The following is a 24,278-nucleotide window of genomic DNA, read 5'->3' as shown; positions in this document are numbered from 1 at the left end:
CCATGCGCTATTTATTGCCTGCCTCTTACCTGCTTTTGTCCACCGCTGCATGGGCTGACGTTCCGCGCGTGGCGACGGATATCGCGCCTGTGCATTCGCTTGTGTCGCAGGTGATGGCGGGGGTCGGCACGCCTGATCTGACGATCCCGCCGGGTGCGTCGCCGCACAGCTATGCCATGCGCCCGTCCGAGGCGCGCGCGCTGGCGGCGGCTGATCTGGTGGTGTGGGTCGGCCCTGCGCTGACCCCTTGGATGGGCGAGCCTATCAAAGCATTGGCGGGCGATGCACTGCATCTAGAGCTTGAAGACGTCGTCGGCACCCTTGTGTTGAAGAACCGAGCAGGTGTGGCGTTTGAGCCTCATGAGCACGGTGAAGATCATGACGAACATGTCGGCCATGACGACGAGGATGATCACGAGGGTCATGAGGACCATGAGGACGACCATGATGAGCACGCCGACGAGCATGATGATCACGACGACCATGATGACCACGCTGATCATGATGAACATAACCACGCGGCGGGGGCGGTCGATCCGCATCTGTGGCTTGATCCGGTCAATGCGTCGCTATGGTTGAACGCAATCTCGGATGTGCTTGGCCAGATCGATCCGGAAAACTCGGCCCTATACGCCGCCAATGCGTCCAAAGCGCAGGCCGATCTATCCGATCTTCAGGCCAGCATTCAGGCAGAGCTTACCCCGCTGCAGGGCCGGCCGTTTGCGGTGTTCCATGATGCCTATCACTATTTCGAGGCGCGTTTCGGGGTGGAGGCCAGCGCCGCGCTTTCTCTAAGCGACGGCAGCGCACCCAGTGCGGCGCGTCTGGCCGAGGTGCGCGAAGTCGTGCAGTCGGTTAACGCCGTCTGTGTCTTTACCGAACCACAGTTCAACCCCGGTCTGGTCGCCGCCCTGACCGAAGGGAGCAGTATGAAATCAGCGCCGCTTGATCCCTTGGGCGCAACGCTAACCCCCGGTCCCGCGCTTTATGGCGCGGTGATCCAGGGGCTCGCAACATCCTTTACCGAGTGTCTGTCAGAGTAACGCGTTCACAGGGTCACCCACAGCTGGAACAAGATCCCAGAGGTGAGTGACCCGACCAACGCGATGGCGATATACAGGAAAAACACCGGCTTTTTGACCAAGGCCCAGACAGCGATGGCGGCGGGCAGGGACGTCACACCGCCCGCGACCAAGAACGCAAGACCTGCGCCCGGTGCCATGCCTTGGCCCAGCAAGCCACCCACCAAAGGCAGCGCCGCATAGCCGTTCAGATAGGCCGGCACGCCGACCAATGTGGCCAATCCGATGGGTGCAAAACCCGAGCCGCCCAAGACGCTTGTGATTGTTTCGGCCGGGATCCACGCCAGCATCAGGCTTTCCAGCAAAAACGCCAGCGTCAGCCATTTGGCGAGGAAAAAGGTGGTTTTCACGGCCTCGCGCCAGAATTTGGTCACGCGGGCATCGTCCTGCCAGAATTCCCACACCACCGGCTGTACGCTGCGCACCTTTGAGGCACCACAACCGCCATTGCCCACGCCTTCGCGCAGTGGATCGGCCAAACCGCCAGCTTTGCCCATGACATGTACGACAACGCCGCCAAAGACACCGAGGCCGACGGCGGCGAGGGTTTTGGCCACCGCAAATTCAAAGCCCACGACGCCCGTGGTCAGGATGAACATGGACGGGTCCATGACGGGCGAGGCGAGCCAGAAGGCCATGACCGCCGACAAAGGCACGCCCATGGCCAGCAAGGCCGCGATCAGCGGGATCACCCCGCAAGAGCAAAACGGTGACAGCCCGCCAGCAAGTGCTGCAATCACGATCATGATGGCAGGCGATCCGGTAAAGGCCCGCGCGATTAGCCCATCCGCGCCGGTCGCCCCGGCATAGGCGGCGATCCCGATCGACAGGATCAGAAACGGCGCGACATTCAAAAGGTTGGTGGCGGCGAACTGCGCGCTGGTGATGGCTTGGGGCGGGTTGATGATGAAAAGCACCGCCAGCAGGGCGGCGCAAAACAGCCAAACACGTTCATTCGTCCAGATGTGGCGCAGCAGATCGACGCCACGGTTACGCGGGGGGAGGGTGATATCGGTCATGCGGCGTCTTCCTTGTTTAATGTGACCCCGACGCAGCATTCTGACGTCAAAAAGGCCACTGTTTCTTGCATCGCGTCGAAATCCACGCGGTTAACGATTTGCCGCCCCTGACGCGACTGAAGGACCAGCCCGGCATCCACCAAGGTGCTAAGGTGGTGGGCAAGGGTCGACGGCGCTGCCCCCAGATGTTGGCCAATCTCGCCGACGTTCAGACCGTCATGGCCGGCGCGAACAAGCAGGCGAAAGACGGCCAGACGGGTGTCGTGACCAAGGGCGGCGAGGGAGCGGGCGGTTTTGATGTGATCTGTCATGGGTTCAGTCAAAACTATAAAACTAGTTTTGTAAAGATGATTCGATGCGCTTGGTCAAACACCCCTCGCATGAAAACGCCCGGAGCGGTCACTCCGGGCGTAATGCATAATTCTTAAGTGGTTGTTATACGGCGATTTTGCCGCCGCCTTGTTTGGTGATCACCACCACCGCCGGGCGCGGTGGCATGGCGGGATCAAAGTCAGGCCAACGGGTGGCGGGGTCCTCAAATGTGCTGTTACGCTCGAACCCGGCCAGATTTTTTGTGCCATCCGTGCCCGGATGCTGAACCGCGACAAACAAGGTTTCGCCGTCATCGGTAAAGTAGGGGCCGCACATTTCCCCGCCGACGGGACAGCGGAAGAACAGCTTGGACGTGCCACGTGCATCGCCTTCGGTCTCAACCGCATAAAGCCCGTCTGACTTGCCCGTCTTGGCCCAGCTGCCGCCCTGATCGGTGCTGACCCACAGCCGGCCATCGGCGTCGATGGCGCAATTGTCCGGGCTGCCGAACCACCCGTTTTCAGACGTGTCGGGGTTCCATTGCGCGCCGACCTCGGCCAACGATGGATCGCCGCATTTCACCAAGATCGACCATGTACCCGTGGTCGCGGCGTGGTTGCCGCCATGTTCTTTGATCTCGATGATGTGGCCAAAACTGCTTTCCGGGCGGGGGTTTGCGGCGTTGACGTCATCTGCGCCGCGCTTGGTGTTATTGGTCAGCATGATGTACGCCGTGCCATCGCCACGCGGTTGCGCGTCTTCGGGACGGTCCATCGGGGTCGCCCCCAGCAGATCAGCCGCCATGCGCGTGTCGATCATCACGTCGCCTTGGTCATTGAACCCGTTTTCGGCCGTTAGGGGACCGGTGCCATGGATCAGCGGCAGCCACGCCACAGTGCCATCTTCGTCAAAGCGCGCGACATAAAGCGTGCCATCGCTGAGCAGTTTGGAATTGGCGGCACGGTCGTCGGATACCTTGCCACCAGACACGTATTTATACTGATAATCAAAGCGGTTGTCGTCGCCCATGTAGACCACCAAACGGCCATCGCTGCTGACCGTTGTTTCGGCCCCTTCGTGGCGGAAACGGCCCAAAGCAGTATGCTTGATTGGGGTAGAGGTCGGGTCCATCGGGTCAACCTCGACCACCCAGCCGAATTTATTGGGCGCGTGTGGTTCTTTGTCGATGTTGAAGCGGTCGTATTTCTGACCCCATGCATACCACATCCCCGGCACGCCATAGCGTTTCTGCGAAGCAGCTTCGCGGCTGGTGGGGTCAATCACCGGCTTGCCGTCGGCATCCAGATTGTCGGTCCAATAATACCCGTGAAAGTTTTCCTCGGCCATCAACCAAGTGCCCCACGGGGTCAGGCCACCGGCGCAATTGTTCAACGTGCCGATCACCTTGGTCCCGCTGGGGTCGTCGTTGGTTTTCAGACGTGCGTGACCGGCGGCAGGGCCATCCAGCGTCATCGCCGTGTCCAGCGGGCTGATGCGGCGGTTCATTTTGCCGTCGCGCACAACCTGCCATGCACCGTTTGCATCCTTGGCGATCTCGACAACCGATCCACCATGGGCAGCCATTTCAATGTCGATAAGTTCAGGCGTCATGCCGGAAAACCCGGCGCGGTCCTGACGGCCAAGACCGGGGAACATCACCTCTTCGTTGGTGTATTCGTGGTTCACACAAAGCAGCCCGCGCGTGCCATCATCGTTCAGCGGCACGAACCCGACATAGTCGTTGTTATAGCCGAATTGTTGCAGCTGCGCGGCGGCGGTCTGGTTCATCACGTCAAATTCGGGCGCATCGGCAGTGATCGGATCGCCCCACCGCAGCAAAACCTGCGCGTCATAGCCATCGGCCACGTGGTGGGTTTCGTCGTTCCCCCACGTCAATTCATCAAAGGCATAGCGGCTGGTGGGCGCGGCGGCGTTCGCTTGATGCGGTGCCACCATGGCCGAGGTGCCAAACAGCGTGGTTGTCGCGGTGACACCCAACATCCCGCGCAAGATGTCGCGGCGGCCGTAGCGCGCATTGATGACATCGCCAATCGTACGCTCAAGGTTGGGGTTGGTGGGGATATCGTCAAAGGCCTCATAGGCCTCGGCCTTATTGCCGATAGACGGATCGTTAAGGATATCATGGCGGGTCATGGCAGCTCCTGCATGTTTGCTGTGATGCCGCGAAACATCGTTTTAATATGTCACAATGCTGTGCAAATGGAATGAAGGTTTTGTGACACGTGGCCGGCAGGGGCCGCGACATTGATAAATTTTTCGATATTTTTCTGTTTGGCAACATGGCGCATTTCGTGTCCCGAGCGGCGGTATATTAGCGCGCAACGGGCAGCGCCTTGGACTGAAACCTGCGGACAACGGCCCCCAGTCACCCAATGGATGGGCCAGCACCCCTTGAACCCCAAGTATGGCGAGACTAATCTGTGAGTAAGGGTTTCGCGGGTATGGTCCTGCGGACGGCACAATCAGGCAGGCTTATGAACGATCCACACGATACCTATATGAACACGCTTGTCCCCATGGTGGTTGAACAAACCAGCCGGGGCGAACGCGCTTACGACATTTTCTCGCGTCTGCTGAAAGAGCGGATTATTTTCCTCTCCGGTCCTGTGCATGATGGCATGTCGTCACTGATCGTCGCGCAGTTGCTGCACCTCGAGGCCGAGAACCCGTCGAAAGAAATTTCGATGTATATCAACAGCCCCGGCGGCGTTGTGACATCGGGTTTGTCGATCTACGACACCATGCAATACATCAAACCCAAGGTATCGACGCTGGTCATCGGTCAGGCCGCATCGATGGGGTCGCTGCTGTTGCAAGCGGGTGAACCCGGCATGCGTTTCTCGCTGCCCAACAGCCGTGTGATGGTGCACCAGCCCTCTGGCGGGTATCAAGGTCAGGCGACCGATATCATGATCCACGCGCAAGAAACGCAAAAGCTGAAAACGCGCCTGAACGAGATCTATGTAAAACACACCGGCCAGTCGCTTGAGAAAGTCGAAGCGGCGCTGGAGCGTGATAACTTTATGTCCCCGGCAGAAGCAAAAGACTGGGGTCTGATCGACGAAATCGTGGAAAACCGCGGTAAAATGGACGACCCGGACGCCGATAAAAAAGGCAAGTAAATAAGGCGTGCGTGGTTCATGATTTTGCGATTGTGGACCGCGCACCGCTAGCCTAAGCTGTTCCGGAGCAAAAAACAAAACTGCACTGCCGCAAGGTGGGCAAGATCACAAGACAGACCTGAAAGGGTTGAAATGGCGAATACGACCAGCGGCGATAGCAAAAACACTCTCTACTGCAGCTTTTGTGGTAAAAGCCAGCACGAGGTGCGCAAGCTGATTGCGGGGCCGACTGTGTTCATCTGTGATGAATGCGTCGAGCTGTGCATGGATATCATCCGCGAAGAGACCAAGGCATCCGGCCTGAAAGCCACCGATGGCGTGCCCACACCAAAAGATATTTGTGATGTGCTGGACGATTATGTGATCGGTCAGGCAATGGCCAAACGCGTTTTGTCCGTTGCTGTGCACAACCACTACAAACGTTTGAACCATGCCCAAAAGGGCGGTGATATCGAACTGGCGAAATCCAACATCCTGCTGATCGGCCCAACCGGTTGCGGTAAAACGCTGCTGGCGCAAACGCTGGCGCGCATTCTGGATGTGCCGTTTACCATGGCTGACGCCACCACATTGACCGAAGCGGGTTATGTCGGCGAAGACGTTGAAAACATTATCCTAAAGCTGCTGCAATCGTCCGAATACAACGTTGAACGTGCGCAGCGCGGCATCGTTTATATCGACGAAGTTGATAAAATCACGCGCAAGTCCGAAAACCCGTCGATCACACGCGATGTGTCGGGCGAGGGCGTTCAGCAAGCGTTGCTGAAGCTGATGGAAGGCACGGTTGCATCTGTTCCACCACAAGGGGGCCGCAAGCACCCGCAGCAGGAATTCCTGCAAGTGGATACGACCAACATCCTGTTCATCTGTGGCGGGGCCTTTGCGGGTCTTGACCGGATCATTGCCGCACGCGGCAAAGGGTCTGCCATGGGCTTTGGTGCGGATGTCCGCGACAAAGATGCCCGCGGCATCGGTGAGATTTTCACAGATCTGGAGCCTGAAGACCTGCTGAAGTTCGGTTTGATCCCTGAATTCGTCGGCCGTCTGCCTGTTTTGGCGACGCTGGAAGACTTGGACGAAGACGCGCTTGTGACCATTTTGACCCAGCCCAAAAACGCGCTGGTCAAGCAATACCAACGCCTGTTCGAGATTGAAGACACGCAGCTGACCTTTACAGAGGATGCGCTGTCTGCCATCGCGAAACGTGCGATTGAACGTAAAACCGGTGCCCGTGGCCTGCGGTCCATTCTTGAGGACATCTTGCTGGATACCATGTTCGATCTGCCTGGCATGGATACCGTGACCGAGGTTGTGGTGAACGAAGAGGCCGTGATGTCGGACGCAGCGCCGCTGATGATCCACGCCGAAGCCGAGAAAGAGCCCGCAACCGCAGGCTAAGCTTTTTCCATATTCATTGATCAAAGCGCGCCCTGATGGGCGCGCTTTTTTCGTTTAATGGCAGGGCTTTAGGTGATTTGATATTTTCACATCTTGACGGCAGATCGGGTATTGGGTCTGACTGTGCCGCAGATGTTTCACAAAGGACAAACCATGATACAGCGTATATTTTCCGGCGGAGAGTTCGAGGCCAAGATCGGTTATTGCCGTGCGGTCGTTGCAGGCGGTTTCGCCCATGTGGCGGGCACCGTGGGGCAGGGTGACACCGTCACCGATCAATGCCGTGCCGCGTTAACCACGATTGAGAACGCGTTGGAAAAAGCCGGCTGCATGATGGCCGACGTGGTGCGCGTAAACTATTATCTGCCGGACCGGGCCGAATTTGAACCCTGCTGGCCGATCTTGTCAGCAGCCTTTGGCGAAAACCCACCTGCTGCGACGATGATTGAATGCGGATTGATCGACGATAAATACCGCATCGAGATTGAAGTCACAGCACTGGTCCCCACTGCCTAACGCTGGCGCGGGATGGGGCGCTCGTTCGGGCTGCCGTTAATGTCGCGGGCATTATGCTTGCGCCATTGACCATAAAGGGCCGTCAGATGCTCGTATGTGTTGGGGTTAATCTGTTGCATGCCGGCAATCAGATGTCTGGAATCATCCACCAGATTGCACATGATGGACCTGAGCGTCTTTTTCAGCATGTCCTCGTCCAGATCCCCCTCGGTGATGCCAACCGCAAGGAATTCGTAATAATTGAGCAGCGTCGTCAGGGCGAGGGCGCTGTCCCGTCTAACCTTATGTTCCGCAATAACATCTAAGGACGCGCCGGGGGGCGGCATGGCATTGCGCGCGGCGTTCCAGTCATCAAAGGCCACATCGGTATATTCAGGGAAATAGGCGCGCCGTTTTTCGATAGTGCCTTGGAATTCAGAACTTAGCCGCGTTTCCAGCAAGACCGTGATCGTATGCTGCTTGCGCTGCGCATGGCGTGCGGCGCGGGTGCTGAACCAAAAGGTCAGGATCGCGGCAACCACCGAAATCGCGGCGACGATGGTGCCGGTCGCGGTCAGGAATGCCGTGTATTGCGGACTGGGCTTGTTAGGAAATAATGCATAAACGCTGGATAAGCTGGCCGATGCCAAGGGCAGCAGGATCAACAGGAATATGCAAAGGGTACAAAGGACTAGTAACGCGCCAAATATAAAGAGGAATGCGCGCGCAATCATCGTCTAAAGCAGCTTAGCCTTATCCGTTGCCAAAGCCATCACGGGGAAGGCCGTTGCCGAAACCGTCAGTTGTCATTGCTCTACCCCTCAATTGGTATGCGTTTCTCGTATCATACAAAAGGACCGCAAGCCAGTTCTTCCGGCGGATACAGATCCTTTTATGCCTGTAGACCTTAATATAGGGTAAGGGACTCAAAATTGCAAAAAATTGATACATCTGCGCTTGGGGCGGCTTTTCGCAGCAAAATCAGGGTCAAAGCAGGGTTAGGCGGTTAAATTCAGGGGCCGCGCCGCCAGCGATGACTAGACGTTGCCCCACCAATCGGGCATAGACAAACCAAAGCTTCAGGAGACCTAAATGGGCATTCTATCTTCTTTCTTGCGCGCCGTCACATGGTGGAACGGCCAGACCCTGAACACGCAGCTGTTTACTTGGCGCAAGGGCACCAAGGTGGGCGAAGATGCCGAGGGCAATATCTACTATCGCAACGTTGACGACAGCAAACGCTGGGTGATCTTTAACGGAGAGATTGAAGCCTCGCGGGTGAACCCCGATTGGCACGGCTGGCTGCACCACACCTGGGATGAAACGCCACAAGACCGCCCTTTGACGCACAAACACTGGGAAAAGCCGCATCAGGAAAACCTGACAGGCACGGCGCTCGCCTATGCACCTGCGGGGTCCATTCGCCGCGAACACCCGGCAGACCGTGGCGATTACGAGGCTTGGAGCCCGGAATAACCCATGCGTGATGACCTGCCAGAAATCATGGTGGGCGGTGTCGTTTTGGCCGCTGCATTGGGCTTTATCATTTATGCGGGGCAGGCGGCTGGCATCGGGCGGTCGTCAGACAGCTACGCCCTAAAAGCCAGCTTTCGTAGTATCGAAGGTATTGATGTGGGCACTGACCTGCGGCTGGCCGGGGTCAATATCGGCAAGGTCACAGACCTGACGCTGAACGCCGAAACCTACCGTGCGGACACGGTTGTATCGGTGGCCCATGGCATCGAAATCCCGGACGACAGCGCGCTTGTGGTGTCCTCCGAGGGGCTATTGGGCGGTAATTACATGGAAATCGTGCCGGGCGGGTCACCGTTTTACTTATCCGACGGGGATGTGATCAGCGACACTCAAGGGGCGATCAGCCTGATATCGCTTTTGATGAAATTCGTTTCAGGCCAAGGAAATGACTGATGCGTAAGATGTTGATCTTGCTGGCGTTACTTGCGGCCCCCGTACAGGCGCAACAGGTGACCAGCGCCGATGGCGCGGTGCTGCGTGCCTTGGATAAGATATCTGGCGAAGCCAAAGATTTCGAGATCAAGCGCGGCCAGATTGTGCGCGCCGGCAGCTTGGCCATTCAGATGAACGATTGCCGTTTCCCTGCCGGTAACCCCGCAGGTGATGCCTTTGCCGAGCTTGAGATCGTTGAATTCGGAAATGAAAACCGCTTGTTTTCCGGCTGGATGATCGCCTCTTCCCCGGCTTTGTCGGCGCTCGAGCATCCGCGCTATGACATCTGGGTCATCCGCTGCACAACCTCCTGAGGTGTCGACGGGGCAGGCCCCTCGAAATCAGCTGTCAGCTCCAATGCCTCTTCTAGACGTTTGTGATAGGCGTCCCGGGTAATCTCGACCGCGCCCAGCGATGCCAGATGCGGTGTGAGGAATTGCGTATCAAACAACGTGAACCCGCCCCGTTTGAGCCGGTCAATCAGGCAGGCCAAGGCGATTTTTGACGCGTTATCGCGGCGCGAAAACATGCTTTCCCCGAAAAATGCAGCCCCCAGCGTGACACCGTAAACACCCCCGACCAGATCATCGCCGTCCCATACCTCGATCGAATGGGCGGCACCACGGTCATGAAGCGCTTGGTAGAGCGCAAAGATTTCGGCGTTGATCCACGTGTCTTCGCGGTCGGCACAGCCTGTCACCACGTCAGAAAACGCGGTGTTGATCGACACGGTAAAGGGGGTGCGACGCATGGCCCGCGCCAGACTGCGCGAGATGTGGAACCCGTCGATGGGAAAGACGCCCCGCAAACGCGGATCGACCCAGAAAATATCCGGATCGTCGCGGTGTTCGGCCATGGGGAAAATCCCCATGGCATAGCCTTGCAATAAAAGCTCGGGCGTTAGGTCAGGCATCGCCCAAGTTGGTTTCGAGCCAATGTTCCAACCAGTGGATGTTGTAATCCCCTGTCAGCACATCTTTTTCTTCCAACAGCGCGTGAAACAGCGGGATCGTCGTATCGACACCGTCCACGATCAGCTCGCCCAAGGCACGTTTCAACCGCGCCAAGGCTTCGGGGCGATCACGGCCATGCACGATCAGCTTGCCGATCAAGCTGTCGTAATAGGGCGGGATCGAATAGCCATCATAAAGCGCGCTGTCCATCCGCACGCCAAGGCCACCGGGCGCATGGTACTGCGTGATTTTACCGGGGCAGGGCGAGAAGTTAGGCAGCTTTTCCGCGTTAATCCGTACTTCAATCGCGTGACCGTTAATCTTGAGGTTTTCTTGGGTGAAGGACATGTCCATGCCCGACGCCACGCGGATTTGTTCGCGCACCAGATCAACGTCAAAGATGCCTTCTGTCACCGGATGTTCGACCTGCAAGCGTGTGTTCATCTCGATGAAATAGAATTCGCCGTTCTCGTACAGGAATTCGATTGTGCCAGCACCGATGTAGTTGATGTTGGCCATCGCGTCGGCACAGACTTTACCGATGCGCGCACGCTCGGATTCCGTGATCGACGGGCCGGGGGCTTCCTCGAATACCTTTTGGTGACGCCGTTGCAGCGAACAATCGCGTTCGCCCAAATGCACAGCGCGGCCTTTGCCATCACCAAACACCTGAATTTCAATGTGGCGCGGCGTGGTCAGATATTTCTCGATGTAGACTTCGTCATTGCCAAAGTTCGATTTACCCTCGGCACGGGCCGTCATAAAGGCGCGTTCCATGTCAGCCGCGGTTTGCGCGACTTTCATGCCCTTGCCGCCGCCGCCAGCCGTGGCTTTGATGATCACGGGATAGCCAACTTCTTCGCCGATACGCTTGGCGTCTTCCAGCGTTGCAACCCCGCCGTCCGAACCGGGAACACAGGGCACGCCCAGTTCCTTCATCGTGTCTTTGGCGGTGATCTTGTCACCCATGATGCGGATATGCGCAGCTGTGGGGCCAATAAAGGTCAGACCGTGGTCTTCGATGATCTGCACAAAGCCCGCGTTTTCAGACAGAAAGCCGTATCCGGGGTGGATCGCTTCGGCGCCTGTAATCTCGCAAGCTGCGATGATCGACGGGATCGACAGATAGGATTGCTGGGATGACGGCGGGCCGATGCAGACAGATTCGTCGGCCATGCGCACATGCATTGCATCGCTGTCCGCGGTGGAATGTACCGCGACAGATTCGATGCCCATTTCGCGTGCGGCGCGGATCACGCGTAACGCGATCTCGCCCCGGTTGGCGATAAGGATTTTCTTGAACATTGGTTTACGCCTTATTCCAGGATCACCAAAGGTGCGCCGAATTCGACGGCTGCGCCATCTTCGACCAAGATACGCTTGACCGTGCCTGCACGCGGGGCGGGGATGTGGTTCATCGTTTTCATGGCTTCAACGATCAGCAATGTGTCACCCTCGGCGACGGTGGTACCAACGCTGATAAAGGCGGGTGCGCCGGGTTCGGCCTGCATATAGATCGTGCCAACCATGGGCGATACAACCGCGCCGGGGTCAGACGCCGGATCGGCATTTTCTGCTGGGGATGGGGCAGGGGCCGCCATGTTCGCAGGGGCCGGAGACGCCATTGGCGCGGGTGCGGCCTGCATCTGCTGTGGTGCGACGATCTGCTGAGGGGGCTTGCGGCTGACCCGCACATTCAGGCTGTCGTCTTCGGCATAATCACGCTTGACCTGAAGCTCGGTCAGGTCGTTTTCATTCAACAATTCGGCAAGCGCACGGATAAATGCCACATCTGCGTCATGGGTGTTTTTTGTCATTTTGTTCCTCAGCCAGTATATAACGCGGGGCGCGAATGCCTCAGCCCCAAAGCTGCTGTCTTATAGGACATGGGCGCGGTTATGGAAAGCAACCAGTTGCCGATAGGGCAGCGCCTTGCCAAACTGCGTTAAACAAAGGGGCATTCACCATGAATCTAGCACATTGGCTGGCGCGCAGCGCGCAGGCGGGTGGGGAACGGCCCGCCTTGTTTTTGGGCGAAACGCAGGTTGCAAACTATGCCGAATTTGACGCGGGCGCACGGGCTGTGGCGGGGTGGTTGCAGGCCAAAGGGATAAAACCCGGCGACCGCGTGGCGATCTTTATGAAGAACACGCCCGAATACCTGATCCTGTTCTACGGCATTTGGTATGCGGGCGCTGCTGTGGTGCCGATCAATGCCAAGCTGCACGGTCGCGAGGCTGATTTTATCCTGGACGATTCCGGTGCAAAGCTGGTTTTCGCCAGCCCCGATCTGGCCCACGGGCTGCGCCAAGATCACCGCGTGCTGGTCGCCCCCTCCGACGCGTATCGCGCGATTCTGGCCGCGGTGCCGGTGGATGCGGTGGCTGACCGTGGGGCTGATGATCTGGCGTGGCTGTTCTATACATCGGGCACCACGGGCAAGCCCAAGGCCGTGATCATCACCCATGGCATGGGGCTTTCAATGGCGCTTTGTTACGGGGTCGATGTGGATCAGGTGTCGGGCGAGGATACAGCGCTTTATGCCGCGCCGCTAAGCCACGGTGCGGGGCTGTATAATCTGATGCATGTGCAGGCGGGTGCGCGCCATGTTTGCCCCGCATCTGGCGGGTTTGATGTGCCCGAAATTCTGGATCTGGCAGAACATTTTGGCCGGGTGCATATGTTCGCGGCCCCCACGATGGTGAAACGGCTGACCGATGGCGCGCGGGCAGTGGGGCGCAGCGGCGATGGGCTGCGCACGATCGTCTACGCGGGCGGCCCGATGTACACCACCGATATCATCGACGCGGTCGATCACTTTGGCCCGGTGTTCGCGCAGATATACGGACAGGGCGAATGCCCGATGGGGATCACGGCATTGCACCGTGTCTGTGTCGCGGATCGTGAACATCCCAATTGGCGGGGGAGATTGGGGTCGGTCGGGCGCGCGCAGGCAGCGGTTGAGGTACGGATTGGCGATGCTGACGGCAGGCCCGTTGCGGATGGTGTGGCGGGCGAGATTATGGTGCGTGGGCAGACCGTGATGCCGGGCTATTGGAACAATCGGGGCGCGACCGAGGCGACGTTGAAGGACGGCTGGCTGATGACGGGGGACGTGGGGATGATGGATGACGAAGGGTTTGTCACCCTGCAAGACCGCAGCAAGGATGTGATTATCACCGGCGGATCAAACGTGTATCCCCGCGAGGTCGAGGAAGTCTTGTTGGAACATGCGGGCATAATCGAAGCGTCAGTCATCGGGCGCGCCCATGCGGAGTGGGGAGAGGAAGTGGTGGCGTTCATCGTCGGGCAGGTGCCGGAGGCGGAACTGGATGCGCTGTGCCTAAACCGGATTGCGCGGTTCAAACGGCCCAAGACCTATATCAGGGTCGAGAGCTTGCCGAAGAATAACTACGGTAAGGTCCTCAAGACGGAACTGCGGGCGCTGTTAAAGCCGTAAAGCCGCAGCGGGGGCGGAAAATTTCAAATTTTCCGGACCGGAATTTTTGAAAAATTCCGCGCCCCCCGCTGCTGTTGGTTTTAGATGGCGAGGTATTCCGCGCGCAGTTCGGCGTTGTTCAGAACCTCTTCGGCGGTGCCGTCAAATACGACGCTGCCCGTGTCCATGATCACCGCACGATCCGCCAGCTTCAGCGCACGCACGGCGTTTTGTTCCACCAGAATGGTCGTGATGCCTTGGGATTTGATCAACGTCAGCGTCTTTTCAATCTCGTCCACGATCACCGGGGCCAGACCCTCGTAAGGTTCATCCAGCAGCAACACCTTGATGTCGCGGGCCAAGGCACGGGCGATGGCCAGCATTTGCTGTTCGCCGCCCGACAGCGTCACACCTTCTTGTTTGCGGCGCTCTTTCAGGCGGGGAAACAATTCGTAAATGCGCTCCAGCGACCAGCCGATAGGCGGGGCGATTTGGGCAAGTTGCAGGTTTTCCTCGACCGTCAAACCGGCAATGATACGGCGGTCTTCTGGCACCAAAGCCATGCCACAGGCCGATGCCTCGTGGCTGGCCATCTTGTGCAAGGGTTGGTGGTCTAGCCACACTTCGCCCTTGCGCAGTTCCGGATCGCCGATCTGTGCAAGTGTCCGCAGGGTAGAGGTTTTTCCTGCACCGTTACGGCCCAGCAGGGCGAGGATTTCGCCCTCGTGCACGTTAAAGCTGACGCCTTGCACGATATAGCTTTCGCCGTAATAGGCGTGGATATCCCACACCGATAGATAGGCAGGGGCGGTCGCCGCGTGGTTGGCGTTTTTGGAAAAATCGGGGGTCGTGTTCATAGCATTATCCTTACGAGAGGTGCGGGGCAGACCCCGCCCTGCATCATGCGGCGACTTGGGTTTCGCCCAAATACGCTTCGCGGACCTTGGGGTGGCCTTTGATGTTATCGGGGGTGTCTTCGACCAAAGGTGTACCTTGGGCCAGCACCGTGATCCGTTCGGCCAGTGAGAACACCACATGCATGTCATGTTCGATGATCGCGATGGTGATGTCGCGCTCCTCTTTGATCTGTTTGAGCAGATCAATGGTGTTGTTGGTGTCGGCGCGCGCCATGCCTGCTGTCGGTTCATCCAGCAGCAAAAGCCGGGGATCTTGGGCCAGACACATCGCGATCTCAAGCCGACGTTTGTCACCGCGCGACATGGACGCCGCATGCATGTGACGTTTATCCGCCAGTTTCATCTCGACCAGCATTTCCTCGGCCTTGTCCAACACGTCGCGGTGGCTGCCGATGGCGTTATAGCCGTTCATCGCAAAGGCCCCGTCGCGTTTGGCAAAGCAGGGGATCAGCATGTTTTCCTGCACGCTCAGATCGCCGAAAATTTCGGGCGTCTGAAACACGCGTGAAATGCCCATCTGGTTGATTTCATAGGGTTTGCGCCCCAGCACCGATTGCCCGTCAAACATGACCGACCCGGTATCGGGGATCAGTTTTCCCACCAGAACGTTCAGCAGGGTGGATTTGCCCGCACCGTTCGGCCCGATGATGGCATGAACCGAATTTTCAGCGACATTCAGGTTCACATTCCCGAGGGCTTGCAGACCGCCAAAGCGCTTGTTGACGTTTTTGATTTCAAGAATATTCATCGCGTCCGCTCCTTATTCTGCAGGTGTTGTTGTGGTGCCGTCAGGCGATTTAGGGTCGGCTTTCTTGCGTCTAAACAAGTTGCCGATGCGTTGACCGCCTTCGACCAGCCCGCCGGGCAGGAAGATCACGACCAGCATGAACAGCAGGCCCAATGTCAGGTGCCAACCTTTGCCCACAAAGGGGTGGATGATCGTGACCATAAAGTTTTCGATGCCGTCGGGCATGAAGGAAAACCAGCCATGCAGAACGTTGTCGTTGATCTTGGAGACGATGTTTTCCATGTACTTGATGAAACCAGCGCCCAGGATCGGCCCGATAAGCGTACCTGCACCGCCAAGGATCGTCATCAACACGACCTCGCCCGAGGCTGTCCAGAACATGCGTTCCGCGCCTACTTGGGTGTCCATCGCCACCAACAAGCCACCCGCAAGACCGGCATACATGCCCGAGATCACAAAGGCCGCCAGCGTATAGGGTTTGGAGTTGAGACCGGTATAGTTCATCCGCTGCTGGTTCGATTTCACGGCCCGCAGCATCATGCCAAGCGGCGACCGGAAGATGCGGATCGACAGGTAAAAGGCGACCAGCATGATGGCAGCGGCGATGTAATAGCCCGCGTTAAAGGTAAAGACCCAGTCGCCCAGTTGCAGCTGTGTGCTGGCCTTCATGTCCAGACCGAACAGATTGGCGCGCGGCGATTGGCCAGCGGGCAATGCCCCGTCCAGAATGCGCGGATCGGTGTATTTTGGTTGCAATCCGGTTTCGCCACCCGTGATCGGCGTCAGAACCGAATATGCCAGCGCATAAGACATTTGTGCAAAGGCCAAGGTCAGGATCGAGAAATAGATGCCCGAGCGGCGCAGCGAAATCCACCCCACCAGCAACGAGAACAAGCCCGCCACCAAGACCGAGACCATGATCGCAGGGATCACATTCATCGTCAGCAGCTTCATCATCCAGATGGCGGCATAAGATCCCACACCCAGAAAGGCCGCGTGACCAAAGCTGAGATAGCCAGTCAGGCCGAACAGAATGTTAAAGCCGATGGCAAAGATCCCAAAGATCACCAGACGTTGCATCAGGTCAGGATAACCCCCGTTGAACTGCGCCATGGCAGAACCTTCGGGGAAGGGGTTCAGGATGAAGGGGGCAAAGAGGCAAAGCAATGCCACAACAAAGAGGAGGCCCGCGTCTCTTTTTGATAGTCCAAACATGGTTTATTCCTCCATCACGCCTTTGCGGCCCATCAGACCACGGGGACGCGTAAGCAAAATGATGATTGCAACAAGGTAGATGATGATCTGGTTGATGCCGGGGATCAGCTCTAGCACGGCTGACATCGAGGCAAAGCTTTCCAAGATACCCAGCAAGAAGCCCGCCAGCACAGCACCGGGCAGAGAGCCCATGCCGCCGACAACAACCACAACAAAGCTAAGCACCAGAAAATCCATACCCATATGATAATTGGGCGAATTGATCGGCGCGTACATCACACCTGCCAAACCGGCCACGGCCGCAGCGATACCGAACATGATGGTGAACCGTTTATCGATGTTGATGCCCAGCAGGCCAACAGTTTCGCGGTCTGCCATACCAGCGCGCACAACCATCCCGAAGGTGGTGAATTGCAAGAACGCAAACACAGCGCTGATGATCACAGCGGCAAAGCCAAAGTAGACCAAGCGCCAGTAGGGATAGATGATGGTGTTGGGATCAAAGCCAAGCATCGCGCCAAAATCAAACGATCCGGCGAACACTGCGGGGGCAGGGGTCGGGATCGGGTTGGCACCGTAGAAGAACTTGATGACCTCTTGCAACACGATCGCAAGGCCGAATGTCACCAGAATTTGGTCCGCATGGGGGCGCTTGTAGAAATGCTTGATCAGCCCGCGTTCCATGATGAAACCAATGGCAATCATCACCGGGATCGCAAAGAGGATCGACAGCGGCACGGCCCAGTCGATGATCGTATCACCTGCCGTTTGCCCAACGATTTCATGGATATAGGGCACGTCGACCTTCATCGGATTGCCCAGAAAATCCTTGCGGGTGTCATCAATGATGGTGTGGCTGAGGGTTAGAAATTTGCTAAAGGTCACTGCACAGAATGACCCGATCATGAACAACGCACCGTGGGCAAAGTTGACCACGCCCAAGGTGCCGAAAATCAGGGTCAGCCCCAAGGCAATCAGCGCATAGGCGGACCCCTTGTCTAGACCGTTCAATATTTGAAGAAGAATTGCGTCCATGGTCTATCCCATCTGTCACACGTATTGCGCGCCCGAAATCGGGCGAGGTCGCTGTCGGTTGGTACTGTTGTATTAAGTGGTGCTGCGGGGCAGGCGGCGTGGCCCGCCCCGCAAATTTATGGTGCGATTATGCGCCAGCGTTACATGAACCCAGGCTACCGCCTGCGAACTGTTCGTGATCAGGTGCATATGTCACTTGATCGGCTGGTGTAACTTCGACGATTTCCACCAGATCGTATTCGTTTTCTGGGTTTTCTTTACCCTTCACAACGACAACGTCCTTAAAGCACTGGTGGTCATCCGCGCGGTACAATGTTGGACCGTTGCCCATACCGTCGAATTCAAAGCCTTCCAGCGCTTCGACAACCGCACATGGGTTGAACGAACCGGCGCGTGTAACCGCGTCAGCATAAAGCATGGTCTGCACATAGCATGTGTGCGCGGCCTGCGATGGTGGGAAGCCGTATTTGGTGCCAAAGGACTGAACAAAGGCGTTTGTACCAGAGTAGCGCGAACCCAATTGGTCTTCGAGCTTCCAGTCCCAGTTTTGCGAGCCAAGAATGCCTTTGATGTTGGCACCCGCACCGCGGGCCATCAGCTCGGAGTAGAGCGGCACAACGATTTCGAACTTCTTGCCGTTGACCATCTTGTCGCGCAGGCCGAACTGAACCGCGTTGGTCAGCGAGTTCACCATGTTCCCGCCGTAGTGGTTCAGAACCAGAACGTCGGCACCGGATTGCAGAACAGGCGCGATATACGCCGAGAAGTCGGTTTGTGTCAGTGGTGTTTTAACCGCGTTCACAGTTTCCCAACCCAAGGCTTCGGTCGAGGAACGAACAGCTTCTTCTGTGGTGTAACCCCAGTTGTAGTCAGCGGTCAGGTGATAGGCCTTGCGGTCTTTGCCGTATTCATTGGCAAGGATCGGCGCGAGGGCGGCACCGGACATGTAGGAGTTAAAGAAGTGGCGGAAGCCGTTGGCCCGCTTGTCTTTACCCGTCGTGTCGTTGGCGTGGGTCAGACCCGCCATAAAGATAACACCGGCCTCTTGGCACAGCGCTTGTACGGCCACAGCCACACCGGAGGACGAACCACCGGAGATCATGACAGCGCCGTCTTTTTCGATCATCGACTTGGCAGAAGCGCGCGCCGCGTCAGATTTTGTCTGTGTATCGCCGGTTACATACTGGACCTTCTTGCCCAGGATGCCCGTGCCGTTCAGCGCCTTGGAGCTGAAGGTTTGCATCATGCCGCCGTCGCCGCCACCGTTCAGGTGCTCGACTGCCAGCTCGAATGCGCGCAGTTCGTCGGCACCTTCGTCAGCGTAGGGGCCAGATTGCGGTACGTTAAAGCCAAGCGTGACCGTGTCGCCCTCTGGGGCGTTGGTATATCCGGCATGTGATGCCGCGCTAAGATACGTCGGCAGTGCAAGGCCAGCGCCGGCTGCGGCACTGGTCTTGATCAGACCACGACGTGTCAAATTAGAAAATGACATTTAATTCCTCCCAATTGTTGAAACCGCGCCATGAATATTTTTTCATGTACACGATGCACAAAGGTGCAAAGACGATATGAGGGGAATATTGAAAACCGATCAATAAGCCCCTTGATAAAAACAATTATTCTGTAAATATATTCGCAAAGTAACTAGTGGGTTTGTAAAGTTTATGATGTTGCATCGCAGAAAGTCGTTGGAATCGTGCGGTAAAATAGGAGCGCATAATCGTGTCTCGTGAGGGTTTGACGGGCAGTCGCATCCGAGAGCGGCGTATCATGGCGGGGCAGAAGCAAGCTGACCTTGCCGCTATTGTTGGTATCTCGGCGAGTTACCTTAATTTAATCGAGCATAATCGCCGTAGAATCGGCGGAAAATTGCTTCTGAACATCGCCTCTGCGCTTGGGGTTGAGCCTACTACGTTGACCGAAGGGGCTGAAGCCGCGTTGATTGCAGCACTGCGCGAGGCGGCGGATGATACAGGGCTGAGCGGGCCAGAGGTGGGGCGTGCGGATGAGTTCGCCGGGCGGTTCCCCGGCTGGGCTGATGTCCTGGCCAATGCGCAACGCCGCATCGCAACATTGGAACGCACGATCGAGGCACTGACCGACCGATTGGCCCATGATCCGCACTTGGCGGCATCCATGCACGAACTGCTGACCACGGCAGCGGCCATCCGGTCTACGGCATCTATTTTGGCGGATACCAAGACGCTGGAACCCGAATGGCGGGATCGTTTTCACATTAATATCGACCAAGACAGCAGACGGCTGGCGGACAGTGCGCAATCTTTGGTCGGATATCTTGAGGCTGACCCCGAAACCACGCCCGCCGCAAGTTCCCCCCAAGAAGAAGTCGAGGCGTTTCTGGCTGCGCACCGGTTCCAGTTTGCGGTTCTTGAACAGGCCGGTCAGGACGAGAACGCCATTCAGAACCTTGCCAACGCCGCACCCGAGCTGAAAAGCATCGCCGCGCGACATATTGCCCGCACCGTGCTGCAGCAGGTGGCGGCGGATGCAAGTGCCCTGCCGATTGAGCGGATCAGGGAAGTGATCCGAACCGTCGGCCGTGATCCCATGGCCTTGGCCCAGCATTTGCATCAACCGGTCGGGCGCGTGCTGCGGCGGATGGCGGCGATGCCTGAGCTTGGGGCTGGCCTGTTGGTGTGTGACAGGTCTGGTACCGTGATTTTCCGCAAATCCATCGAAGGTTTCATGGTGCCGCGTTTCGGCGCGGGTTGCCCGTTGTGGCCGCTGTTTTCGGTGCTAGGAAACCCCGGCGTGGTGGTCAAGGAAAGGGTAGAGCAGTTGGGCCGCGGCAATGCCGAATTCGACTGTATCGCCGCCTGCGAGGTTCAATCGGTACACAGCTATAATGCGCAGCCTTTGGTGCAATCGGTGATGTTGATTTTGCCCGCACAAGGGCTGGCAACCGGACCACGGCTTGAGGTGGGGGCGACCTGCCGCGTCTGCCCGCGCAACAATTGCCCCGCACGCCGTGAACCATCAATTCTGAATGACGGCATGTGATGCGGCAGTTTGGCATCAAACTGGTTTTGACAGTGCCATCAATAAGGTGCATCCTCTGATCCGGTGGCAAAGATTGCTTTTCAAAGGCGACGGGCACCACCACGGGAGGGAAATTACCGATGACAAAGCACGTCGTGCTCGTCGAGGATGAGACAAATATCGCAGAGGCAATCCGCTTTCTGCTGGGCCGCGAAGGCTGGCGCGTCGAGACATTGGCCAACGGGTCATCCGCCGTGGATGTGATCCGCAATGTCTGCCCTGATCTGGTGATGCTTGATGTGATGTTGCCCGGGAAAAGCGGGTTCGAAATCCTCAAAGAATTGCGGGCCGATCCGGCTTTTGTTGACCTGCCGATCCTGATGCTGACCGCACGTGGGCAGGCCCGCGACCGCGAGATGGCCAAAGACGCAGGCGTTAGCCGCTTTATGACAAAGCCGTTTTCGAATGCCGAAATGCTTGAGGCGGTACATTCTTTGACAGCGACAACCCCAACCGCGTCATGAGCAACCGGCCCGGATCGCCCCTGTTTCTGGCCCGGCGCAGCTATCGGTTTCGTCGGCTGATGGACGCGGTGCGATTGCTGCCGGTGCTTGCCCTCGCATTCTGGATGGTGCCGCTGTTATGGCCGGTACCTGATGGGGCCGCTGACCCGGTGATTACGACGTCACACGCGCTGCGCTATATCTTTGGCGTCTGGCTGGGCATGATCTTGTTGGCCCTGTTTCTGTGGCGTCGCACCGCGCGCAAGATCGCGCAAGAAAACCAAAGCTGATGGTGTCGCTGAACCAACTGATTGCGGTGTGCCTGTTGTATGTGGTGGGCCTGTTTGCCGTCGCCTTTGCGGCGGAGCGGGCGGCGATCAAGGGGCGGGGCGATTGGCTGCTGCGTTCGCCGCTGGTTTATACGCTGTCCCTGTCGATTTATTGCACCGGTTGGACGTTCTATGGCGCGGTTGGATATGCCGCACGATCGGGGCTGGAATATGTGACGATCTATCTTGGCCCCAGTCTGGTTCTGATCGGCTGGTGGTGGTTGCTGCGCCGCTTGGTGCGCATCGGGCGCTCGCACCGCGTGACATCGGTCGCCGATCTGATTTCCTCGCGTTATGGGAAATCCAACCTGCTGGCCATTTTGGTGACGGTCATGGCTGTTATTGGCGTGACCCCCTATATTGCGCTTCAATTGCAATCGGTTACGCTGTCCTTGTCGATTTTTGCCGCCCCTTCAAATCTGGCTGGCGGCGCGACTGATCCGATCAACACGGCGCAGGCGGCGTTTTGGGTGGCCGTGGGGCTGGCGCTGTTTACGGTATTGTTCGGCACACGAAACCTGAACGTCAATGAACGCCACCACGGCGTGGTCATCGCCATCGCGGTCGAGGCGATTGTAAAGCTGTTGGCCCTGATTGCGGTCGGCATCTTTGTGGTCTGGGGCCTAGCGGGCGGCCTGACCGAGGCGATGGCCCAGATCGACCGGTCGGACATTGGCGTATGGCAGGTGGACGGCGGCCGTTGGGCGACGCTAACCTTGCTGGCCGCGGCGGCGTTGATTTGCCTGCCGCGGATGTTTCAGGTGCTGGTGGTCGAAAACGATGATGAGCGTCATCTGCAAATCGCCAGTTGGGCATTTCCGCTGTACCTGATGATGATGAGCCTGTTCGTCGTGCCCATCGCTGTTGTGGGCCTTGACCTGTTGCCAGAGGGGTCGAACCCCGATCTGTTCGTGCTAAGCTTGCCGCTTAGTCAGGGGCAGAACAATCTGGCGATGCTGGCATTCTTGGGCGGGTTTTCATCGGCCACCTCGATGGTGATCGTGGCGACGCTCGCCCTGTCAACTATGGTCAGCAACCATATCGTTATGCCGATCTGGTTGGCGTTCGGGCAGGGGACCGTGCAGCAATCGGGTGATGTGCGCCATGTGGTGATCCTGTCGCGGCGGCTGTCGATTCTGTTCATTATCGCCCTTGGATATTCATATTACCGCGCCTCGGGCGGCAGCGGTGCGTTGGCCGCGATTGGCACGATTTCCTTTGGCGGGGTCGCGCAGTTCCTGCCGGTTCTGCTGGGCGGTGTGTTCTGGCGCGGGGCGACGCGCACAGGGGCGGTGTTCGGGCTGTGCATCGGCTTTGCCGTGTGGATATTTACCATGCTTTTGCCCAGCTTTGGCCCGGGCGCTGTCCTGTCCGCCCAAACTTTTGAGCAAGGGTTGCTGGGCCTGTCGTGGCTGCGGCCAGAGGCGCTGTTCGGGCTAAGAGGGTTGGACCCCACCGTGCATGCCGTGATCTGGAGCCTGTCGTTGAACACGCTGGCCTTTATCCTAGGGTCGCTGGTCAGCTTCCCCACCCCGATGGAACGCCTTCAGGGCGCGCAATTCGTCAACATTTTTGACCACTCAAGCCCCGCGCGCGGCTGGACGGCATCCGAGGCCGGGACTGAAGACCTGATGATCATGGCGCAGCGAATCCTTGGTCCGAGCGAGGCGCAGGCGTTCTTTCGCGCGCAGGCCCGATTGCAGGAAAAAGCCGAAGGATTGCCAGAACCGACACCGCGCTTTGTCCAGGCGTTGGAGCGGGAGCTTGCAGCATCGGTGGGGGCTGCGACTGCCCATGCAATGGTGGCCCAGCTGGTGGGCGGCGCGTCCGTGTCCGTGCGTGATCTGCTGGCGGTGGCCGACGAATCTGCGCAAATGCTGGAATATTCCAGCCAGCTCGAGATCAAGTCGCGCGAACTGTCTGATACGGCAGAAAAACTGCGCAGCGCCAATGACAAGCTGACCCAGCTTTCGCACCAAAAAGACAGCTTTCTCAGCCAGATCAGCCACGAATTGCGCACGCCCATGACGTCGATCCGGTCGTTTTCCGAAATCCTTCGCGATGCGCAGGCATTAAGCGCGGAGGAAAAGACCCGCTATGCGTCGATTATCCATTCCGAAACCATCAGGCTGACGCGGCTGCTGGACGATCTGTTGGGGCTGTCGGTGCTCGAGAATGGCGCGGTCACGTTGAACCGGCAACGCGGGTCGTTGCGCGACGTGCTGGACCTTGCGGTAACCACGGGCAACGCGGCGAATTCTGGCGCGATAGAGATCATCCGTGACGCAGACAGCGAAGATGTGATGCTTGAGACCGACCTCGACCGGTTGGCGCAGGTGTTTATTAACCTCATTACCAACGCGCAAAAATATTGTGTCGCGGAGATGCCCGAACTGCGGATCAGCGTCACGCGCCTTGAGGGGTATGTCGCGATAGATTTTGTCGATAATGGTGCCGGCATTGATCCGGCCTCGCGCGCGTTGATATTTGAGAAATTCAGCCGTGTGCCGGGGCAGGGTGGTGAAGGGGCCGGGCTTGGCCTTGCTATTTGCCGCGAAATTATCACGCGTTTGCAAGGGGATATAGTCTATCTCGCTGATGGTCCCGGCACTGGTTTTCGCGTGACGTTGCCCATTGGATCGCACAACGATGCCCCTGATAATAATGAAGTTGCCGCGTCTGCATAAAGGTCATCTTTACGATTAACCGTTTACACCTTCGC

General features: G+C 57.8%; 24 protein-coding genes. 12 read left to right on the top strand and 12 right to left on the bottom strand.

Annotated elements, in window-relative coordinates; genetic code table 11:
- Nucleotides 1-2 precede the first annotated feature (2 nt).
- A complete protein-coding gene (locus tag WNY39_RS02480; protein ID WP_342843774.1) occupies nucleotides 3-1,043 on the top strand; it encodes a zinc ABC transporter substrate-binding protein in 1,041 nt (346 codons plus the stop codon).
- 5 nt (nucleotides 1,044-1,048) lie between these two features.
- On the opposite strand, the gene WNY39_RS02475 is transcribed toward WNY39_RS02480, so the two are convergent.
- The 3 genes from WNY39_RS02475 to WNY39_RS02465 all read right to left on the bottom strand — a co-directional run bounded on the left by WNY39_RS02475 (nucleotide 1,049) and on the right by WNY39_RS02465 (nucleotide 4,567).
- Entirely contained in the window at nucleotides 1,049-2,101 is a 1,053-nt protein-coding gene (locus tag WNY39_RS02475) for a permease (RefSeq protein ID WP_342843772.1), read from the bottom strand.
- Complete coding sequence (locus WNY39_RS02470) at nucleotides 2,098-2,412, bottom strand: metalloregulator ArsR/SmtB family transcription factor (RefSeq protein ID WP_341234645.1); 315 nt, start codon at nucleotides 2,410-2,412, stop codon at nucleotides 2,098-2,100. Before WNY39_RS02470 ends, WNY39_RS02475 begins: the two co-directional genes overlap by 4 nt.
- A gap of 124 nt (nucleotides 2,413-2,536) precedes the next feature.
- Entirely contained in the window at nucleotides 2,537-4,567 is a 2,031-nt protein-coding gene (locus WNY39_RS02465; RefSeq protein WP_342843770.1) for a PhoX family phosphatase, read from the bottom strand.
- Nucleotides 4,568-4,908: 341 nt separating this feature from the next.
- Here WNY39_RS02465 and WNY39_RS02460 point away from each other — a divergent pair, with 341 nt between their 5' ends.
- From WNY39_RS02460 to WNY39_RS02450, 3 genes are all read left to right on the top strand, one after another.
- Nucleotides 4,909-5,556 (top strand): ATP-dependent Clp protease proteolytic subunit, encoded by a 648-nt coding sequence (locus WNY39_RS02460; RefSeq protein ID WP_342843768.1) that lies wholly within the window; start codon nucleotides 4,909-4,911, stop codon nucleotides 5,554-5,556.
- Between the two features lie 132 nt (nucleotides 5,557-5,688).
- Nucleotides 5,689-6,954, top strand: a complete 1,266-nt coding sequence (gene clpX / locus WNY39_RS02455; protein WP_341234643.1) for an ATP-dependent Clp protease ATP-binding subunit ClpX — start codon at nucleotides 5,689-5,691, stop codon at nucleotides 6,952-6,954.
- Nucleotides 6,955-7,107: 153 nt separating this feature from the next.
- Nucleotides 7,108-7,470, top strand: a complete 363-nt coding sequence (locus tag WNY39_RS02450) for a RidA family protein (RefSeq protein ID WP_342843765.1) — start codon at nucleotides 7,108-7,110, stop codon at nucleotides 7,468-7,470.
- On the opposite strand, the gene WNY39_RS02445 is transcribed toward WNY39_RS02450, so the two are convergent.
- On the bottom strand, nucleotides 7,467-8,114 hold the full coding sequence (locus tag WNY39_RS02445; protein WP_342843764.1) for a DUF4760 domain-containing protein: 648 nt from the start codon (nucleotides 8,112-8,114) through the stop codon (nucleotides 7,467-7,469). The two genes, WNY39_RS02450 and WNY39_RS02445, sit on opposite strands and share 4 nt — an antisense overlap.
- A gap of 427 nt (nucleotides 8,115-8,541) precedes the next feature.
- On the opposite strand from WNY39_RS02445, the gene WNY39_RS02440 reads away from it, so the two are divergent.
- Genes WNY39_RS02440 through WNY39_RS02430 form a run of 3 tightly spaced genes read left to right on the top strand, consistent with a single transcriptional unit; the run spans nucleotide 8,542 to nucleotide 9,731 of the window.
- Nucleotides 8,542-8,925: an NADH:ubiquinone oxidoreductase subunit NDUFA12 gene (locus WNY39_RS02440; protein ID WP_342843762.1), complete on the top strand. Its 384-nt coding sequence runs from the start codon at nucleotides 8,542-8,544 to the stop codon at nucleotides 8,923-8,925.
- Between the two features lie 3 nt (nucleotides 8,926-8,928).
- Nucleotides 8,929-9,378 carry an outer membrane lipid asymmetry maintenance protein MlaD gene (gene mlaD, locus WNY39_RS02435; RefSeq protein WP_342843760.1) on the top strand — a complete coding sequence of 150 codons (450 nt, stop codon included), beginning with the start codon at nucleotides 8,929-8,931 and terminating at the stop codon, nucleotides 9,376-9,378.
- Nucleotides 9,378-9,731 (top strand): DUF2155 domain-containing protein, encoded by a 354-nt coding sequence (locus WNY39_RS02430; RefSeq protein WP_342843758.1) that lies wholly within the window; start codon nucleotides 9,378-9,380, stop codon nucleotides 9,729-9,731. Before mlaD ends, WNY39_RS02430 begins: the two co-directional genes overlap by 1 nt.
- Here the strand turns inward: WNY39_RS02430 and aat are convergent.
- Genes aat through accB form a run of 3 tightly spaced genes read right to left on the bottom strand, consistent with a single transcriptional unit; the run spans nucleotide 9,695 to nucleotide 12,187 of the window.
- On the bottom strand, nucleotides 9,695-10,330 hold the full coding sequence (gene aat, locus WNY39_RS02425) for a leucyl/phenylalanyl-tRNA--protein transferase (protein WP_342843756.1): 636 nt from the start codon (nucleotides 10,328-10,330) through the stop codon (nucleotides 9,695-9,697). The genes WNY39_RS02430 and aat overlap by 37 nt on opposite strands.
- Nucleotides 10,323-11,675 carry an acetyl-CoA carboxylase biotin carboxylase subunit gene (accC, locus tag WNY39_RS02420; RefSeq protein WP_342843754.1) on the bottom strand — a complete coding sequence of 451 codons (1,353 nt, stop codon included), beginning with the start codon at nucleotides 11,673-11,675 and terminating at the stop codon, nucleotides 10,323-10,325. The genes aat and accC overlap by 8 nt, the downstream gene beginning before the upstream one ends.
- A gap of 11 nt (nucleotides 11,676-11,686) precedes the next feature.
- Nucleotides 11,687-12,187, bottom strand: a complete 501-nt coding sequence (gene accB, locus WNY39_RS02415; protein WP_342843752.1) for an acetyl-CoA carboxylase biotin carboxyl carrier protein — start codon at nucleotides 12,185-12,187, stop codon at nucleotides 11,687-11,689.
- A 149-nt stretch (nucleotides 12,188-12,336) separates the two neighbouring features.
- Here accB and WNY39_RS02410 point away from each other — a divergent pair, with 149 nt between their 5' ends.
- Complete coding sequence (locus tag WNY39_RS02410) at nucleotides 12,337-13,830, top strand: AMP-binding protein (RefSeq protein ID WP_342843750.1); 1,494 nt, start codon at nucleotides 12,337-12,339, stop codon at nucleotides 13,828-13,830.
- Nucleotides 13,831-13,910: 80 nt separating this feature from the next.
- Here WNY39_RS02410 and WNY39_RS02405 read toward each other — a convergent pair whose 3' ends face one another.
- The 5 genes from WNY39_RS02405 to WNY39_RS02385 all read right to left on the bottom strand — a co-directional run bounded on the left by WNY39_RS02405 (nucleotide 13,911) and on the right by WNY39_RS02385 (nucleotide 19,216).
- Nucleotides 13,911-14,666 (bottom strand): ABC transporter ATP-binding protein, encoded by a 756-nt coding sequence (locus WNY39_RS02405; protein WP_342843748.1) that lies wholly within the window; start codon nucleotides 14,664-14,666, stop codon nucleotides 13,911-13,913.
- Between the two features lie 43 nt (nucleotides 14,667-14,709).
- The gene (locus tag WNY39_RS02400; protein WP_342843746.1) at nucleotides 14,710-15,474 is read right to left on the bottom strand and encodes an ABC transporter ATP-binding protein; all 765 of its coding nucleotides are present in this window, start codon (nucleotides 15,472-15,474) and stop codon (nucleotides 14,710-14,712) included.
- 12 nt (nucleotides 15,475-15,486) lie between these two features.
- Nucleotides 15,487-16,689, bottom strand: coding sequence for a branched-chain amino acid ABC transporter permease (locus tag WNY39_RS02395; protein WP_342843744.1), 1,203 nt, complete (start codon nucleotides 16,687-16,689; stop codon nucleotides 15,487-15,489).
- A gap of 3 nt (nucleotides 16,690-16,692) precedes the next feature.
- Nucleotides 16,693-17,724, bottom strand: coding sequence for a branched-chain amino acid ABC transporter permease (locus tag WNY39_RS02390; RefSeq protein WP_342843742.1), 1,032 nt, complete (start codon nucleotides 17,722-17,724; stop codon nucleotides 16,693-16,695).
- Between the two features lie 127 nt (nucleotides 17,725-17,851).
- Nucleotides 17,852-19,216: a substrate-binding protein gene (locus WNY39_RS02385; protein WP_341234630.1), complete on the bottom strand. Its 1,365-nt coding sequence runs from the start codon at nucleotides 19,214-19,216 to the stop codon at nucleotides 17,852-17,854.
- Between the two features lie 230 nt (nucleotides 19,217-19,446).
- On the opposite strand from WNY39_RS02385, the gene WNY39_RS02380 reads away from it, so the two are divergent.
- The 4 genes from WNY39_RS02380 (at nucleotide 19,447) to WNY39_RS02365 (ending at nucleotide 24,243) form a co-directional block, all read left to right on the top strand.
- On the top strand, nucleotides 19,447-20,745 hold the full coding sequence (locus WNY39_RS02380; protein WP_342843739.1) for a short-chain fatty acyl-CoA regulator family protein: 1,299 nt from the start codon (nucleotides 19,447-19,449) through the stop codon (nucleotides 20,743-20,745).
- Between the two features lie 119 nt (nucleotides 20,746-20,864).
- Complete coding sequence (locus tag WNY39_RS02375; protein WP_341234628.1) at nucleotides 20,865-21,248, top strand: response regulator; 384 nt, start codon at nucleotides 20,865-20,867, stop codon at nucleotides 21,246-21,248.
- Nucleotides 21,245-21,517 carry a hypothetical protein gene (locus WNY39_RS02370; protein WP_341234627.1) on the top strand — a complete coding sequence of 91 codons (273 nt, stop codon included), beginning with the start codon at nucleotides 21,245-21,247 and terminating at the stop codon, nucleotides 21,515-21,517. The genes WNY39_RS02375 and WNY39_RS02370 overlap by 4 nt, the downstream gene beginning before the upstream one ends.
- The gene (locus WNY39_RS02365; protein ID WP_342843736.1) at nucleotides 21,517-24,243 is read left to right on the top strand and encodes a sensor histidine kinase; all 2,727 of its coding nucleotides are present in this window, start codon (nucleotides 21,517-21,519) and stop codon (nucleotides 24,241-24,243) included. Before WNY39_RS02370 ends, WNY39_RS02365 begins: the two co-directional genes overlap by 1 nt.
- The last annotated feature ends 35 nt before the right edge of the window (nucleotides 24,244-24,278 follow it).

Origin of the sequence: Sulfitobacter sp. AS59 (assembly GCF_038899995.1) — a bacterium.
Lineage (GTDB): Bacteria > Pseudomonadota > Alphaproteobacteria > Rhodobacterales > Rhodobacteraceae > Sulfitobacter.
The sequence above is the reverse complement of the archived record's forward strand: the minus strand, read 5'-3'. Positions and strand labels throughout refer to the sequence as shown.

Coding starts and splice junctions, on each gene's coding strand:
- mlaD (WP_342843760.1), top strand. CDS start 8,929: ATGCGTGATGACCTGCCAGAAATCATGGTGGGCGGTGTCGTTTTGGCC.
- WNY39_RS02390 (WP_342843742.1), bottom strand. CDS start 17,724: ATGGACGCAATTCTTCTTCAAATATTGAACGGTCTAGACAAGGGGTCC.
- WNY39_RS02440 (WP_342843762.1), top strand. CDS start 8,542: ATGGGCATTCTATCTTCTTTCTTGCGCGCCGTCACATGGTGGAACGGC.
- WNY39_RS02385 (WP_341234630.1), bottom strand. CDS start 19,216: ATGTCATTTTCTAATTTGACACGTCGTGGTCTGATCAAGACCAGTGCC.
- WNY39_RS02400 (WP_342843746.1), bottom strand. CDS start 15,474: ATGAATATTCTTGAAATCAAAAACGTCAACAAGCGCTTTGGCGGTCTG.
- aat (WP_342843756.1), bottom strand. CDS start 10,330: ATGCCTGACCTAACGCCCGAGCTTTTATTGCAAGGCTATGCCATGGGG.
- WNY39_RS02410 (WP_342843750.1), top strand. CDS start 12,337: ATGAATCTAGCACATTGGCTGGCGCGCAGCGCGCAGGCGGGTGGGGAA.
- WNY39_RS02395 (WP_342843744.1), bottom strand. CDS start 16,689: ATGTTTGGACTATCAAAAAGAGACGCGGGCCTCCTCTTTGTTGTGGCA.
- WNY39_RS02480 (WP_342843774.1), top strand. CDS start 3: ATGCGCTATTTATTGCCTGCCTCTTACCTGCTTTTGTCCACCGCTGCA.
- WNY39_RS02370 (WP_341234627.1), top strand. CDS start 21,245: ATGAGCAACCGGCCCGGATCGCCCCTGTTTCTGGCCCGGCGCAGCTAT.
- WNY39_RS02430 (WP_342843758.1), top strand. CDS start 9,378: ATGCGTAAGATGTTGATCTTGCTGGCGTTACTTGCGGCCCCCGTACAG.
- WNY39_RS02375 (WP_341234628.1), top strand. CDS start 20,865: ATGACAAAGCACGTCGTGCTCGTCGAGGATGAGACAAATATCGCAGAG.
- WNY39_RS02405 (WP_342843748.1), bottom strand. CDS start 14,666: ATGAACACGACCCCCGATTTTTCCAAAAACGCCAACCACGCGGCGACC.
- WNY39_RS02465 (WP_342843770.1), bottom strand. CDS start 4,567: ATGACCCGCCATGATATCCTTAACGATCCGTCTATCGGCAATAAGGCC.
- WNY39_RS02450 (WP_342843765.1), top strand. CDS start 7,108: ATGATACAGCGTATATTTTCCGGCGGAGAGTTCGAGGCCAAGATCGGT.
- WNY39_RS02460 (WP_342843768.1), top strand. CDS start 4,909: ATGAACGATCCACACGATACCTATATGAACACGCTTGTCCCCATGGTG.
- accC (WP_342843754.1), bottom strand. CDS start 11,675: ATGTTCAAGAAAATCCTTATCGCCAACCGGGGCGAGATCGCGTTACGC.
- accB (WP_342843752.1), bottom strand. CDS start 12,187: ATGACAAAAAACACCCATGACGCAGATGTGGCATTTATCCGTGCGCTT.
- WNY39_RS02365 (WP_342843736.1), top strand. CDS start 21,517: ATGGTGTCGCTGAACCAACTGATTGCGGTGTGCCTGTTGTATGTGGTG.
- WNY39_RS02470 (WP_341234645.1), bottom strand. CDS start 2,412: ATGACAGATCACATCAAAACCGCCCGCTCCCTCGCCGCCCTTGGTCAC.
- WNY39_RS02475 (WP_342843772.1), bottom strand. CDS start 2,101: ATGACCGATATCACCCTCCCCCCGCGTAACCGTGGCGTCGATCTGCTG.
- clpX (WP_341234643.1), top strand. CDS start 5,689: ATGGCGAATACGACCAGCGGCGATAGCAAAAACACTCTCTACTGCAGC.